Origin of the sequence: Marinomonas ostreistagni (assembly GCF_016461785.1) — a bacterium.
In the GTDB taxonomy this organism is placed as follows: domain Bacteria; phylum Pseudomonadota; class Gammaproteobacteria; order Pseudomonadales; family Marinomonadaceae; genus Marinomonas; species Marinomonas ostreistagni_A.
On record NZ_JAEMUH010000019.1, the window covers coordinates 50,200 to 65,732 of the forward strand.

The 15,533-nt window shown below is 43.0% G+C and carries 14 protein-coding genes; 6 read left to right on the forward strand and 8 right to left on the reverse strand.

The window, feature by feature from the left end; translation table 11 throughout:
• The first annotated feature begins 198 nt into the window (after nt 1–198).
• The 3 genes from dctP (at nt 199) to JHD44_RS17035 (ending at nt 3,121) form a co-directional block, all read left to right on the forward strand.
• The gene (gene dctP, locus JHD44_RS17025) at nt 199–1,236 is read left to right on the forward strand and encodes a TRAP transporter substrate-binding protein DctP (RefSeq protein ID WP_233402262.1); all 1,038 of its coding nucleotides are present in this window, start codon (nt 199–201) and stop codon (nt 1,234–1,236) included.
• Nucleotides 1,237–1,306: 70 nt separating this feature from the next.
• Nucleotides 1,307–1,810, forward strand: a complete 504-nt coding sequence (locus JHD44_RS17030; protein ID WP_199463966.1) for a TRAP transporter small permease — start codon at nt 1,307–1,309, stop codon at nt 1,808–1,810.
• 18 nt (nt 1,811–1,828) lie between these two features.
• Nucleotides 1,829–3,121: a TRAP transporter large permease gene (locus JHD44_RS17035; RefSeq protein WP_199463967.1), complete on the forward strand. Its 1,293-nt coding sequence runs from the start codon at nt 1,829–1,831 to the stop codon at nt 3,119–3,121.
• 132 nt (nt 3,122–3,253) lie between these two features.
• Here JHD44_RS17035 and JHD44_RS17040 read toward each other — a convergent pair whose 3' ends face one another.
• Nucleotides 3,254–3,754, reverse strand: coding sequence for a GAF domain-containing protein (locus JHD44_RS17040; protein WP_199463968.1), 501 nt, complete (start codon nt 3,752–3,754; stop codon nt 3,254–3,256).
• Nucleotides 3,755–3,914: 160 nt separating this feature from the next.
• Between JHD44_RS17040 and JHD44_RS17045 the strand changes: the two genes are divergently transcribed.
• Together JHD44_RS17045 and JHD44_RS17050 are read left to right on the forward strand one after the other, a co-directional pair.
• Nucleotides 3,915–4,946 (forward strand): threonine aldolase family protein, encoded by a 1,032-nt coding sequence (locus JHD44_RS17045; protein ID WP_199463969.1) that lies wholly within the window; start codon nt 3,915–3,917, stop codon nt 4,944–4,946.
• Nucleotides 4,947–5,057: 111 nt separating this feature from the next.
• Complete coding sequence (locus JHD44_RS17050) at nt 5,058–5,330, forward strand: hypothetical protein (protein WP_199463970.1); 273 nt, start codon at nt 5,058–5,060, stop codon at nt 5,328–5,330.
• Nucleotides 5,331–5,389: 59 nt separating this feature from the next.
• Here the strand turns inward: JHD44_RS17050 and JHD44_RS17055 are convergent, their stop codons facing one another.
• From JHD44_RS17055 to JHD44_RS17080, 6 genes are all read right to left on the reverse strand, one after another.
• Nucleotides 5,390–7,660: an EAL domain-containing protein gene (locus JHD44_RS17055; RefSeq protein ID WP_199463971.1), complete on the reverse strand. Its 2,271-nt coding sequence runs from the start codon at nt 7,658–7,660 to the stop codon at nt 5,390–5,392.
• 130 nt (nt 7,661–7,790) lie between these two features.
• On the reverse strand, nt 7,791–8,900 hold the full coding sequence (locus JHD44_RS17060) for a DUF1513 domain-containing protein (RefSeq protein WP_199463972.1): 1,110 nt from the start codon (nt 8,898–8,900) through the stop codon (nt 7,791–7,793).
• Nucleotide 8,901: 1 nt separating this feature from the next.
• Nucleotides 8,902–9,957, reverse strand: a complete 1,056-nt coding sequence (locus tag JHD44_RS17065; protein ID WP_199463973.1) for an imelysin family protein — start codon at nt 9,955–9,957, stop codon at nt 8,902–8,904.
• Nucleotides 9,957–11,336 (reverse strand): di-heme oxidoredictase family protein, encoded by a 1,380-nt coding sequence (locus tag JHD44_RS17070; protein WP_325097115.1) that lies wholly within the window; start codon nt 11,334–11,336, stop codon nt 9,957–9,959. Before JHD44_RS17070 ends, JHD44_RS17065 begins: the two co-directional genes overlap by 1 nt.
• A gap of 27 nt (nt 11,337–11,363) precedes the next feature.
• Nucleotides 11,364–12,659, reverse strand: a complete 1,296-nt coding sequence (locus JHD44_RS17075) for an imelysin family protein (protein WP_199463974.1) — start codon at nt 12,657–12,659, stop codon at nt 11,364–11,366.
• Between the two features lie 146 nt (nt 12,660–12,805).
• Nucleotides 12,806–13,381, reverse strand: a complete 576-nt coding sequence (locus tag JHD44_RS17080) for a hypothetical protein (RefSeq protein ID WP_199463975.1) — start codon at nt 13,379–13,381, stop codon at nt 12,806–12,808.
• Between the two features lie 308 nt (nt 13,382–13,689).
• Between JHD44_RS17080 and JHD44_RS17085 the strand changes: the two genes are divergently transcribed.
• Complete coding sequence (locus tag JHD44_RS17085; RefSeq protein WP_199463976.1) at nt 13,690–14,871, forward strand: NAD(P)/FAD-dependent oxidoreductase; 1,182 nt, start codon at nt 13,690–13,692, stop codon at nt 14,869–14,871.
• Between the two features lie 177 nt (nt 14,872–15,048).
• Here JHD44_RS17085 and JHD44_RS17090 read toward each other — a convergent pair whose 3' ends face one another.
• Nucleotides 15,049–15,204 carry a phage integrase N-terminal SAM-like domain-containing protein gene (locus JHD44_RS17090; protein ID WP_233402264.1) on the reverse strand — a complete coding sequence of 52 codons (156 nt, stop codon included), beginning with the start codon at nt 15,202–15,204 and terminating at the stop codon, nt 15,049–15,051.
• Nucleotides 15,205–15,533: the final 329 nt, after the last annotated feature.

The window sequence follows — 15,533 nt, forward strand, 5'->3', positions numbered from 1 at the left end:
AGGCTGCTTTTTTCGTTTTGGGGCTTCGATACATTCTCACTAAACATAATTAACGATGACTTTAGGTTATGGTTTGATTAGTGAATATATTATTGGACGGTTCCTGAGCGCAAAACATATTCTGTAAATCCCAGAATAAATTTAACAAGTAAGTCATAAGACTCTGTTTTATGGCTAAAAATAAAGGAACTGGATGATATGAATAATGTTTTCAATACAGGTTTGAAATACACGAAATTGATCGCTATGACCACCACGCTAGCGGTAGCTGGAATGGGTTCTGCATTGGCTAGCGATGATAATCACAAATTCAATTTGGCTCTTGAATCCGGTGATCGTGATTCTGCATCAGGTAAATCGATGCAAATGTGGGCAGATTTAATTCGTGAAAAATCGGATGGCCGTATGAAGGTCAATATCTTCTATCAAGGTGAGCTAGGTGGTCAGCAAGAACTGTTCGACCAGCTAGTAAAAGGCAACATCGATATGATGTTGACGTGGCCACAAACGTCTTACGACGAGCGTCTAGGTGTGAACTACATTCCATACCTGACTCTTGGTTGGGATGACGCTCTGAAAGCGTATGGCGAAGGTGGTTGGTTGAAAGAAATCTTTGGTCCTCTTTACAAAGATATCGGTCTTAAATACTTCGGCCCATACCCAGAAGGGTTTGGTGGTGTAGCAACCAAAGGAAAATACGCGACGAGCTACGATCAAGCTGTTGAACAAGGCTTAAAGGTGCGCTCAGCGCCAGTTTTCCCACTGCCACAAACTGTTCAAGCGATGGGCTTCCAGGCAGTTCCAATCGATTGGAATGAAGTGTACACCTCGATTCAAACAGGCGTAGTGGATGGTGATTCTAGTAACGTTATTTACTGGGATTACGAATACTTCCGTGATCAACTTGATTACTACGTTCACACTAAACATAACTTCTCTTCTTACGCTCTACTAATGAACGACGAGGCTTGGGAAGAGTTGGATGCATTTGATCAAGCAATCATCGAAGACGCAGCACAACAAGTGATTAACAAGCAATTTGTTGATGCCAAGATCGAAGATGAGAAGTGGATCAAAAAAGCACAAGAGGCCGGTATGAAATACATCGAGCCAAGTGCTGAAGACATGCAGGTTTGGGTGAAGAAAGTACGTGAAGAAGTCTGGCCGATTGCTGAAGAATCGCTAGGCAAAGAAATCATGGATGAAATCCGCGCCAACGCTTCTGTTCCAAAATAAGATTGCCACTCTCTATGCGAGGGGCAGGTAGCTACTGCCTGTCCTTCGCTCGCTGTATTCGAGGTTTTTTATGTTCTCTCTCAACAGCCTTATCGGCTTAATCGATAAGATATTGACGATGATCGTCATCCCCGTTGTTGTGGTCCTAAGTATAGCCATTGCCTCTATGCTGGCTTGGGGGATTTTTAGTCGTTCTTTATTGAACGCACCCGTCTTCGGTTTAGAAGAATTGGTTTTGATCTCTGCAATGTGGTTGTACATGTTAGGCGCTGTATTAGCTGCGAAAGATCGTTCTCACTTAACGGCTGATTTTGTGTCAGTCATTTTTAAAAATGAAAAACTCATTGCTGGTTTTGCAGTACTGGCGACGACTATTTCAATAGTCATGGCGCTGTACTTTGTTTCTTGGAGTTATGAGCTTTTGGCTTGGTCACTAAAGAAAGCTCAGATAACGCCTGTTTTCAAACTGCCCTGGTATATCTCACAAAGCAGTTTATTTGTAGGGAGCCTAGCGCTGGTTTTCTACTTGATCCGAGATTTTATTAAAGATTGCCAGAAATTTATTAACGTTTAGTGACGGTTGGGGAAAATTATGGGCGCGTTATTAGCCATAGGGGCAGTAATTGTATTGATGATGGTCGGTGTACCTGTCGTCTATTCATTTGCCGCCATGACATTAGTGTTATCGATCGTTTACGACGTCGATGTATCTTCTTTAATGACCACAGGGTTTTGGTCGGTTAACTCGATCATCCTACTGGCTTTGCCATTGTTTGTGATGACAGGCTACCTGATGCAAGCAGGGGGCATGGCAAGTCGATTGGTTCACTTCGTTGAATCGTTAGTGGGTAAATCTCGTACTGGTATGGGTTCATCAATGGTTATGGCCTGTGGTGTGTTTGGTGCGATTTCAGGCACAGCTTCTGCAGCGGTGGCATCAATCGGTACGATTATGATTGGTCCCATGGAAAAGCATGGCTACAAGCGAGAATATACCAGTGCGCTATTGGGCATTTCATCTCTATTAGGGCTGTTAATCCCACCCAGTTTGACAATGATTTTATATGCAGTAGTGACTCGTCAATCAGTGGCTGCATGTTTCTTGGCGACGATCGGTCCCGGTATTCTGTTGATCATCATGTTGTGTCTTTTGAACTGGATCAAGATGCGTAATGCACCTGGTGAAGTGGTTAAAATGACCTTCAAAGAGCGCACAGACCTTATCAGCAAAAACTTCTGGAAGGCGATGCCTGCCCTGATGTTGCCAGTGATTATCCTAGGCGGTATCTACGGAGGCGTATTCACACCTACAGAAGCCGCCGCCATTGCTGTGGTTTACGCAATTCCTGTCGGTCTGTTTGTGTATCGTGAATTAAGCTTTAAAGATCTTGCGCGTTGCCTTGTCAGTGCAGCAGCAACAACGGGCGTGATCATGGTGATCCTTGTGTTCTCATTTGTTTCAAGTCGTATTTTTACGTTTGAGCGTGTGCCACAAGAGCTAACCGAACTGCTGATGGAAACGTTCCAAAATAAGATTCTTATTTTGCTTGTGGTAAACATCTTTCTGATTCTGCTTGGCATGATTATGGATGATGTCAGTGTTGTGGCAATCATCAGTCCATTGCTACTGCCAGTGATGGTTAACATCGGTGTGGATCCAATTCAGTTTGCTGCGATCGTAGGCACCAGTGTTGTTATTGGCTGTAATAGCCCACCGATGGCGCCGATACTGTTTATGACCTGTCGAATAGGTAAAGTGGGTATGAGTCAGGTTATGAAACCAGCGTTGTTCTTTATGTTCTTTGCCGCATTACCCGTCATGCTGGTGACAACATACTGGCCACCATTGGCGCTGTATCTGCCAAAAATGTTTGGCTACATATAAGACCGTTGGTGTCATTTTGATCTGCTTACGCACTCTCTACGTAGATTATTGAAAGGGTCACTGACCCTTTCAAAACATCACCCTTTTGAGAAGCATGCATTGGTGATCCAATCATGCTTCTTTTTTTATCTCTTAGGCTTTCCAGTTCCAGTCACTAGCCTCAATAAAGCTTGCAACAAGTGTCTCGATGCCTTCTTGATCTTCTTGAGTGAAGCGGTGGGTCACAGGGCTATCAATATCAAATACGGCTTTTAATTCGCCATTGACGATCACTGGGATTACTAATTCCGAATTAGACGCTGCATCACATGCAATGTGGTCAGGAACCGCATGTACATCGTCGACACGCTGTGTTGTTAGGCTTCGAGCCGCAGCACCACAAACACCACGCTGAAACGGAATGCGAGTGCAGGCTACTTTGCCAACATAAGGCCCGAGCACCAGCTCCTCTTGACGGGCAAAATAGAAACCTGCCCAGTTTAATTCAGGCAGTGATTGCATGATAAAAGCAGAGAACTGCGCGGCATTACAAATCAGGTCTGTTTCACCGGTTAGCAAGGCTTGCAGTTGTTGGTTTAGATCCTGGTACAACTCTGCTTTTGGCAGGCTGTTATCGACTTCAATGTTGAACATGGAATGGGTAGCTCCAATCGTCTGTAGAAATGTAGCAGCAGACTAACGTAATTCTCATGAAAACGATAGATTGTTAGTTTTTTACAAGTGGGCAACGCGTTACCCTGATACGCTTGGGTAGATAAATATTGTCTACGCAAACGTAATGATAGGAGTTTACATGCGTTACAGCTTTCTAAATGATTACAGTGAGGGCGCTCATCCAAGTATTCTTAATGCTTTGGTTGAGTCCAACATGGTCCAACAAACACCCTATGGGGGTGATGTGTTTTCAGTGGATGCAAAGCAACGTATCCGTAATCATCTCGGGGAGTCTTTCTCCGGTAGTGTACATTTTGTTGCCAGTGGAACTTTGGCAAACCTCGTATCGATCAGTAGTGTGCTGAAGCCCTATGAAGCAGTTATTACTGTGCAATCGGGACATATCGTGTCACATGAAGCGGGGGCGATTGAGGCAACTGGGCATAAACTGATTACCGTCCCAGGTGTAGAAGGCAAGCTAACGCCAGAAAATCTTCGAGAGGCCATCGCGAAAAACTCTTTCTTCCCACATATGGCAAAACCAGGGCTGATTTATATCTCTAATGTCACTGAGATGGGCACTGTATACACTCATGCGGAGCTTAGCGCGCTATCAGCGATCGCCAAAGAACATGGACTATTGTTGTTCATGGATGGTGCTCGTATGGGGATGGCGCTGGCGTCTAATAAGAATGACATGACCTTAGCTGATATTGCTGAACTGTGCGACGTCTTTTGGATCGGTGGTACTAAAGTTGGAGCGTTACTTGGAGAAGCGATTGTTGTCAGTAACCCAGAGTTAGTAGAAGGCTTTGATATCTGTATTAAGCAAAAAGGTGGTTTGTTAGCAAAGGGTCGTGTACTGGGCGTGCAGTTCCAAACTTTGTTCAATGATGAACTGCTATACGTGGAGATCGCAAGACACGCAAATGCGATGGCCGCACAATTGGCAGAAGGCATTAAAGCTGCTGGATACGACTTACAGGATGAACCGGATGCTAACCAAGTGTTTGCGATTTTACCGAATACATTAATTGAAACACTTAAGCAGTCATTTGAGTTCTTCGTCTGGCAACCTGTGGATGATGCAAAATCTTTGGTGCGCTTGGTAACGTCTTGGGCGACAGAAGAGTCTCAAGTCATTCGTTTTGTAGGACAACTGAAAGGTTAAAAAGATGGTTTTATGAAAAGTGAATTGGGCGTGAAACTTATGGTTTGTTCATGCCCTAAGCATCCAATTTGTGGTTTAATTGCCTTGTGAATGATGAGTCTTGAGGTATGTATGACACGAGTTTTAATGTCCCGAATTGTAAAAGGGTTTTCCATCCTAGCGGTTGCTTTCAGTGCTAATTTTGCTATGGCCGAAACTTCTGACGATTGCACTGCGAAGCTAGAAAAATATTTGGACACGCTGCGTAAAAATGTTGCCTCTGATTACATATCACCTAGACAAAAAGAAGCGTCCCAGAAATTGATTGATAAGGCCGCGAGACTGCGTGCTAACACAGAATATACTTATACAGATTGTGCTGTGTTTGATAAGTTACTGTTCTAATGTATATAGCTAATTAATTAAAAAAGCTGGCCTCGGCCAGCTTTTTTAATTGATTATAACTAGTACACCATTCTCAGCTGCTTTGCTTTCTCGTTATTGTTTTCTGTCCATTCAGAGATCGGAGAAGGTTTTCCGAAATAGTAGCCTTGTAATGTATCGCACCCTAAGCTAATTAATAAATTGGCTTGCTCTCGCGTTTCAATGCCTTCCGCAATGACACTCATATTTAGCGATCTAGCAAGTTGGATGGTGGATTTAACGATATCTAGATGGCGCTTGTCATCCGGAAGAGGTGCAACGAAGCGTCGGTCAATTTTTAGAATGTTGGCTGGAATGTCAATTAGTTGTCCCATCGACGCTTGACCTGTTCCAAAGTCGTCTATGGCAATAGAGTAACCGTACTGCGATAAAGCACGTAAACGTTTATGAATAAGAGGATTGGTCATAACAGGGCTGGTTTCAGTGATTTCTAGTTCCAGCATTTCGCTTAGCCATGGGCGCTCTGATGTCATCGACATGAGTAGAGCAAAGAACACATCGTTCATCAGCTCTTGACCTGCTAGGTTGAAAGCGATTGGGGTTTTGATACTTTCTTGATGCCACGCTTCTAAAACATCAACTAACTGTCTTAATAGGTTCTCAGCAAGTTTAGGTAATAACCCTAACTCTTCAGCAAGCCGAATGAAAACGATCGGGGATACGTATGAACCATCTTCTAGGCGCCAACGTGCAAGGGCTTCAAAGGATCGTATTTCACCAGATGATATGACTTGAGGTTGGAGCCAAATTTGGATGTGCTTATTTTTAATCGCATCACCCAAGGCCAAGCCAAGTTTATGCTCTTGAATAAGTTTGGCTTCTAATTGTTGATCAAAGAAAGCAATACGCTCCGCTGAGGTGGAGTATTCTAGCGCCATTTCACAGCGTTCTAAAAGTTCTTCTGCGGTTTCGCCTTCATTTTGGTAATAGGCGACACCAATTTGGTAATCAATGTTAAGTATGTCTTCACCAATCCGGATCTGCTCGGGCAAAACAGATTTAATCAAGGTTCTGAGATTGCGCTGAATTAGATAAGTCTGACCCACCGGCATAAAACAGGCAAATTTTACACCACGTAAACGGCCGGAGATGGTTTTATCTGATAGACGCGCTTGCAAGGTGCGGGAAAAGTTTAAAATAACTTTATTGGATTGCTCTCGGCCATACTGTTTATTCAGTAACTTAAACTGGCTTATGCGGATAATAAACATCGCGCCAGTATAATAGTCCGATACATTTCTAATTCGATGGTTAACTTGATTGCAGAAGTTTTGGTGATTTGGCAATCGGGTCAGGGAATCGAAGTGCGCCAAACGCGAGTTAGTTTGTTGAGTGGTCTCAAGTTCTTCTGTCAGGGCCCTTAGGTGTGTAATGTCTTGCAAGTGCAGGACATAGTGCCCATGTGTGGTTAGGCTTGATCTGTGAACTTCTAAAAAGCTCTTTGTATTAGACTTAAGAACGCACTCGGAGACGTTTTTTTGCCAGAAAAATTTGTTTGATGCATCAGAGGTAGAGGCGATCCAATCATTAATCTTGGTACCTTCAATATCATTAGCCGAGTCTTCTGGGAAAAGGTCAAGAGCCTTTTGATTAAGCTTTAAGACGATGCCTTTTTTATCACAAAGAAGAGTGGGCGTGCCGGTATGCTCAAAGATTTCTTCATACAAATCTGACTGATGATTTAGTCGGTCAGCTAAATCCCTTAGGCGATTAATACTTAGGTGTAGCGTTTTTAGCATACGAGATACAGACAGCGGTAGGCCAAAATTGAGTAATGCAAATAACATTAATTGCATATACAAAGTGCCTGTACCCCAGTACATGTCTTGCTGACGGCTTAAGTATAAGTCTGTTACTAAAGTCAGAACGTTCGCAGCACTAAAAAAAAGAGATATTTTAAAATTGTAAAAAAGACGAATAACTAACGGTAAGGAATAGAGCGAAATCACGCCAAACTCAATACCATTAGATGTACCTGAGATAGCTATAAAAAGCACACCTGTCAATGCAATGAGAGCGGGTAAAGCCATCGATGCAAATCTATGGAAACGTCTTGATAGCATCATTAGGCAAGATGTCATGATGGTATAAAGAAGGCCTAATGATAGGAATAGAAAGCCTTCTTCTGAACCATCAAGCTCAATGAGACTGTGAATTGTGAACCCTAGAATGGCAATGAGACTTGCGGAAAGTAAAATTCTAAGTGCACTAATACGAAAGCGAATAGAGTGCTTTTCGTCATTATCTAGGTCATCAAGGACAAAATACTGTTTAAAAAAGTTTAAAAACATCAAACTACTACAATCAGATTTAAGGCAGCTACATGAAAGAAATGTGCAAGGCAGCTGAAAAGATCAACACTACCTAAAAAAACTGCCTCTGACCATCCTAAGCTTGATGCAATTTGTTAAAAAGTTATATCTAAATTTCAATTCGCCGCAAGTGATTATCCCAGTGTATATTGGCTAATTGATTAATTTCGCTAATTTGACTACTCCGCGGGTTAGAAATCAACTGCTTCCCTGTCCCACTGGTCAAAATAAACTCATTTTCTTGATCTGTAGCGACAAGTCCACACACATCACGACAATTATCAACTTTTATGAATGAACGTGAGGGCATATCCCAATAGGCCACAAATCCCCCTCTAGGGGTACTGATGGCCAATGTCTCGCCTGACTTATCAAAGCAAACACTGCCGCAATACTGTTTAAAGCGAGCTCTTACATGCTCAGGAATAGGCAAATATTCTAATTCGGAAGATTCCTTACTAGAGAGTGCTACCAAAGGTACCTGTTCCCACAATTCTCCTTGGTATTGAAAGCCTAATGCGACTTCTCCTTTGGCATTCACATCCAAGTGTCGAATACTTAACTTGTGAAGGTCTGGCGTATGACCAACTTGGTTGAGTATCGAACCATCTTTTAATGACAAATAGGTGACATTGGGTTGCATTGTCTCCAAATTGAGAATTTCTCGATCATTGTCCGGATGTGTTTTTAAACCACCATTAGCAATCACTAAGGTGGATTGGTTCATTAAAACCGACTCATGTGGACCGATGCCACCACTCTTAAATTCGTTGATGACTTCGCCTGTTGGCCATTGTCGTAATACGATCTTTCCTTCGCCAGTAGGGTAGTGGTTCTCTTGGGTGATCAGTGTGCGTCCATCTTCCGTGAAAACTGCATGACCGTAAAAATGGTGTTCGGCTAACGGTTCAATTTTTGAAAAGTGCTCTCCTGTCATTGGATTGAAAAAATCAATATAAAAACCTGGACGTCGAGCGACCGCCCCGACCACTGAGTGTGTTGGATGGACGACAGGTGCATGGGCTCTATCTGAAAGAGGCATTGACCATATCAGCTCACCGTTACTTAAGAATGCACCGATGAAGTGTTCGGTTTTACTTTGTGAAAACGCTGAGACAAAGATCTCTTTATTTGACTTCAGAGGAATTGACGATGCCCAAGTGGGGATCGTCAATGCAGCTAGGGATGAGGCTAAAAATTGGCGTCTATTAATATGCATTTTAGTCTCCATCTCGGCTGTTGAAGCCGATTTGGAAGCCCATTGACGTCACTAAATTGGTCAATGTTTGTTGGCTATTTGAAATAGAGCTTACTAATGGCTTAGCCATCTTAACTCGTTCTTCTTGTGTGTAATCGCCGGTGAAAAAGTCCGAAGGAAGCTGCATCGCAATCTTTAGATTGTTCGCCAACGCATCTTCAAGCTTTTCAGCCAGTTCAGGCTGTTGAGTTTTTGCTGTGTCAAAAAGTGAAGGTGAACCGACATGGTACAACGTTCGGTAAGACTTCAAGTTAGACTGAATAGCATCCAGCGATTGTTCACTGCGATAAAATTCGGCCAGTTTAAGGTTTGCTTTACCATTGTATCCAATTGGTACCTCAAATTTAGTATCCTTAACTACCGACATATGCTCCAGCCATTGCTGAATCATTTGTTCTAATGCAAGGTGCTGAGGTGACGTTGTTGAGCCCTCCTCAAGGAAAACCCAATCAGTTGCCTTGCTTTGCTGCCATTGCTTAAGAACATCTTCTGATGTTTTTGCATGATGCTGACTGACGGCCTGAAGCACTTCACAGTCACTCGGTCGAGTCAAAACATTAAAATCCCCATGATATAGAAGCGACTCAATCGCAGTCATTCCTCGAACTGCAATACTGGCAGATGTCCAAAATTTAGGTGCCTGCATCATCTCTGGTTCGGCACTTAGACCACGAAGTTGTCGTTGAGTCACCCCTTTCGCATCTGGCCAATATTCGTATGCATAATAGCGCATGAAATAGGTCACAGGACCAAAATTTAGCCATTGTACTTGTTGCCAATCTTCAACATTATCAATAAATGCTTGTTTAGCCTCAGTAAGAGTCTGTTCATTTGGTGACTGACACAACGTTTGTGTTTTAGATGCTAGTAACTCGGCACTTTGACTAAACTCAGAGTACTTAGGGACAATAAACTGGCTTTGCAGTTGCTCTAGGGTGACATCCCAGTCTTCAGCCAGAGTTGAACCTGAACTAATAATTGCCAAAGCTGAGAAAAGCGCTTTTTTGCTAAATATCATTAAAGTGACTCCAAAAATCGAATAAATAATTCGCGTTGTTTTGCATCTAATTGTTTATAAGCCGTTTTGCTGGCTTGTGCTTCGCCACCGTGCCAAAGAATGGCTTCTTCTATCGTACGGGCACGGCCATCATGTAAGAATCCAGTGCGTCCGGATACTTTTTCTGACAATCCAATTCCCCACAGAGGGGCGGTGCGCCATTCTTGTGGCGCAGCGTTAAGTACGGGAAATTCGTTTGCTAAATCAGGGCCCATGTCATGCAAAAGCATATCAGTAAAAGGATAAAAATCTCTATGAGCCAACGCAGCAAATTCTGAGGACCCTGTCGTTAGTTTGGGGCGATGGCAACTACCGCAATTTAAATCATCAAAGATTTTCTTAGCAGGTCTAAACCATGGTTCATTAAGATTCCTCATGGCAGGAGGTCGACTTAAGGCGACATAAGTATCTAGCAGTCGACTTTGTTCCACGCCAACTTCTAAATTATCAATGTGCTGGCTATTACCGTTTGGCGCGTTTAAGCAGTCTAGTTGTTCAGCAGTACAATCTCCGCTGGGTGCAGTGAACAGAGGAGTAGAAAGCCCTAAATCACCATTAAAGGCGGATTGGTTTTGCGCTGTCAGCGATGTCACACTGGCTTTATGGCCGAATTTTCCTAACTGTTTTTTGCCATTTATTTCTAACCAATTAGCCTTGCCAGAGATGCCGTCGTTGTTATCATCATCTGGATCTGCGAATTCTAGAATGGTGTGCGGATCGACTGCATCAAGTAACCCCATTCCAACCAATGGTGGTGAAACACGAAGTGATACCCCTGTTTCTTCGGACATCGGACCATAATTAAGAGAGGTGAAATGAAGGTTTGGGTGACGCAATTGCACTTCATATCCATCTGGGAAAGTTTCCGTTCTTTCCTGCCAAGTGATGCGGTAATCACCTTCTGGCTTAATATTGGTAGAGCTAAGCGGGTGGAATTGGCGTCCGTAAATATAGTCGCCTATCACAGCGTTATTAGAAGATTGAGTTTTACTTCCTAAGCGGATAAAGAAAGATGGCACTTCGCTACCGAGCTGATCGGAAGTTGGAGCATGACCTCGGCCACTATTGATATGGCAACTATGACAAGAGCGAGCGTTAAAAAGTGGGCCTAGTCCGTCACTGGCAGTAGTGGAAGACGGGGAGGGGACCCAAAAGCGCTCAAATACACTTTCCCCAAGGTAAAAAGACTGCTTTTCTTCTGCAGAAAGTGTGGAAAATGGCTGTCTATAAGCATCACTAGAACTGTCAGCCAGCACACTAACACTAAAAACTGTCAATACTGCGACGTAGTATCTCGACAAGATCATCATGGTTTTCTCAAACGACAAAAGGGGTGACACGGTCACCCCTTCATAAACACGTTTCGATTATTCGAAAACTGCGCTTGGGTTATCCAAACTATCAGAACCTTCAAGTGTGATATCTTGTAGATCTAAAGTACGGATTAGGTCCTCTGTTGTACGAGTCTGGTCGACAAGAGAGTCTACAAACGTTTGTACCAGAGCGTTACCTGCAGTGTTGTTCATCGCAATCAAGACATCAAATGTTTGACCTTTCTTAGCGGCTTCCACCATAGCAAGACCTGCAGCATCGGTTTTCTTAAGGTCAGCTTTCATCTCTAAGTCTAGAGCAGGGTCTTGTTTAGCGATCAAAGCAGACAGTGATGGGCCTTTTACCCAGCTGCCATCAACACGTTTGTATTCGCCTAGGTAAACGTTTTCAATACCTTTAGCGTCGTAGTAATGAGACCAGTGCGTGTTGTCAGAGAAACAATCATGCTCTTCTTCTGGATCATGCAGCATTAGACCAAGTTTAGTACGTTCACCACCAAGCTCACCGTAAGCAAGGCTACCCATACCTGTCAGGATAGTGCTAAGGCCTTCTTCAGCAGATTGTTCAGTCAAAGCCGTACGAGCCTCACCACCTTGTTTCCATGCATTGGCCATGAACTCAAGATCAGAAACAAGCAAGTCCGTGGCAGCAGATAGATACTGGCGACGACGGTCACAGTTGCCATTAGTACAGTTATCAACATCGAAATCCGTAGCAGGGCGCTCACCCGCACCTGGTTTCGTGCCATTTAGATCTTGGCCCCATAGTAAGAATTCAATAGCGTGGTAGCCACTTGCAACGTTCGCTTCAATACCGTCAGCTTCTTGTAGGTGCTCAGCGATCAATTCAGGCGTGATTTTGCTTGCATCAACGGTTTGACCACCGATCATTAGTTTAGGATTTGCAATGACGTTAGCAGTATAAAGAGGGTTAATGTCAGACTCTGAACCGTAAGAGGTAGCAGATACATAATCGATTAAGCCTTCATCTAAAGGCCAAGCGTTAACCTTACCTTCCCAATCATCCACTACAGCGTTACCAAAACGGTAAACTTCTGTTTGTTGGTAAGGAGCACGTGCCGCAATCCAAGCATCTTTTGCAGCTTGAAGGTTGTACTCGGTTGGCTGAGCTAAGAAAGCATTGATCTTACCTTGTAGCGTCAATGCTGTTGTGTACGAATCTCCGTATGCAGCTTCTGCAATGTCTGCGTAATGCGTAACAACGGATTCTGGTGTTACGGCAACATTGTCAGTTTTTACCGATTGTGTACCACAAGCAGTCAACATGCCGGCAGCAACGATTGCTGCGATAGGGGTCAACACTTTTTTCATTGCTTTATTGCTCCTTATGCAAAATGTGCGAACATTCTAGGAGAAATGAAAATGATTATCAATAGTCAAAAACTTATCTAGATCAATCAATTCTTATTCTTACTAAGAGCAATGAACTAACACTGTCTAATTTAAGTTAGAGGAAGTTATTCACAGGTTACACCGAATTGACTAAGAGATTTTGTGGGTAATTTATAAGAGCAACTCGCATCACGGTAATGGCTATCACTTTCCCATGAAATGGAAACAGTCTCTGGGGCGCTTTCATTATAACTAGGGATAAATCGGTAAGAAGCCAATACTTCAATATTACTGTTTGGGCCAAGCTCAATCGAATGGCCTATTAACCTCTGTCGGGTTGCTGGATCGTATAAGGTGTAATCGGTTGTATATTCTCTATTGCCGTTTTCATGCTCGAAGTACAGCCATATTTTGCGATAAGTCACTGGCTCATTGCTTGGGTTAGAAAGGGTGAACTTTGTGAAGATTTGTTGAGGTTGGCTCAACGATTGACTGGCTTTTACAAAACCATCCTGTGCAACAGAGTTTTGCCATGGGTTTGCCGAACCATAAGAAATGCTAGCAAGTTCGATACTGGATTTTGCAACACGCTGGCTAGCGAAACTCAACAAATCTTTTGCTGGAGCATACATGGCCATCAAGATTATCACTGACATGACGTAAGACGATTTACCGCGTAAGAAGTGGATCAAAGTGTTCATAAACTCACCTATACTGTATCGATATACAGTACTGTATAAAAAAACAGATAATCGATGCAAGCTTTTTCTTGACGGTTTCTTGAACACAGGTGGTTATTGATTCAGAGCGAAGTAAGCAAATAAAATATAAAAAAGTGCTTGATTTAAAAAAGTGCACTGATTTATAAGGAAAAAATTGATATTCCCACAGTCTTTTTCACCTTTTCTGTGGAAATAAAATGGAACGCAATTTGCTGTAAACAAATGAACTAGCGCAAGACTATTTCCCTGATTTCGGTATAATGCGCGACTCGAAAATAGGGGTATTAATGGAAAGCTTTGACGTCGTAATTATTGGTGCAGGTGCATCAGGCTTATTCTGTGCCGCGCAGGCCGGTTACCGTGGTCGGAAAGTGTTGGTGATTGATCATGCTAACAAGGCCGGTAAAAAAATCCTGATGTCTGGGGGGGGACGCTGTAATTTCACCAACCTTGATGCCGCACCTAAGCACTACTTATCGAACAACCCTTATTTTTGTATTTCGGCATTGAAGCGTTACACCTCTTTCGATTTTGTGGATTTGGTAGAACGTCACGCACTTAATTATGTTGAAAAAGCTCCGGGTCAGTTTTTTTGCGAACATTCTGCAAAAGATCTGCTTCAAATCCTTTTAACGGAATGTGAATGGTCTGGATCAGAAATTCGCCTTAACACGTCCGTGCAGCAGATTACAAAAAATGAAGAGTCATTTACGCTCGTGACGAATGTGGGTGATATTGAATGCAACGCGTTAGTGGTGGCTACAGGTGGCCTTTCAATACCGACTTTAGGTGCGACTGGCTTTGGTTATCAAGTTGCTGAGCAGTTCGGCTTAAACGTTTTGCCAAGACGCGCAAGCTTGGTACCGATCACAATTCAACCAGCTATGAAAGAAAAGTTATCCACACTCTCTGGGGTTAGCGTGGACATTGAAGCTACGGCGAACGGAGTAAGCTTTAAAGAGCCTATGCTTTTTACTCACCGAGGTATTAGTGGACCAGCGATTCTCCAAATTAGTAACTTCTGGCAGCCAGGTGATGACCTTCAGCTTAACCTATTGCCAGAGATCGACTCTGAACAGCATTTTAAGCAAGTACGTCAAGATAAGCCGAAAAGGGCACTTGAAACAGAACTTACTAGCTTGTTGCCAAAACGATTAGTTGAACTGATGAAGCAAGATTTCTCATGGCTGAGTAAACCAATGGCCGAGTTATCCAATGACCAGCTTGCTGAAGTGACACAATACTTAACTCATTTCGACGTACAACCGAATGGCACAGAAGGCTATCGAACAGCGGAAGTCACCTTAGGTGGTATCGATACCGACCAAGTCAGTTCAAAGACTTTCGAATGCAACACCGTAAAAGGATTGTACTTTATTGGTGAAGTGCTGGATGTCACCGGCTGGCTAGGGGGGTACAACTTCCAATGGGCATGGAGTAGTGGCTATGCAGCAGGGCAGTATGTGTGATGGATTCAAACAATTAAACCGTTAACTATTTAATTGCACCGTTAACTTTCTCCGGTTTCCATTAAATTAGACCGTTAACTTTTCAGCTTCAATTGTCCTCAAATCGCCTCAGTGCTTGATGCACTGGGGCTTTCAGTGTTTTTTTCTCAAAATCCCGCCAAAAATGGAATTGAAGTGTTAACTTTTGGTTTTGCACAGATACGGTGCGCCTGTCGAATGATGAAAGCGAATGAAATAACGAATCCAGTATAAGTAGGACTTTTCCGTTTTCATACTGTAGCCACGTATACGCAACTCGCTACGAAGATGATTCATAAAAGGGCTGGAAGACATCGCACACTCCTTGTGGATATATTACTTAATGCTGTATAAATATACAGTTTATTTTTGCCTTCGTAAATTGGATGCCTGTTTCTATGATTTGAATCCTATTCAGTTTCTCGCTTTGTCATAGAAGCGTCAGCAAAAGTGTATTAAGATCAATAACTAACCAATGACGCAGCCAGAATAATGTGCTGTGAACAAATGATATAACGTGCATGCTCGATTTTGTGTCTTGAGTTGTTTTGGGGTAAGTCTAAAAAGTGGTGTTAAAACAGGTTTTTAGAGAGGATTATTTAGGTTCTCCGGCACGGTGTAAACGAGCATGCACACTATTAAAC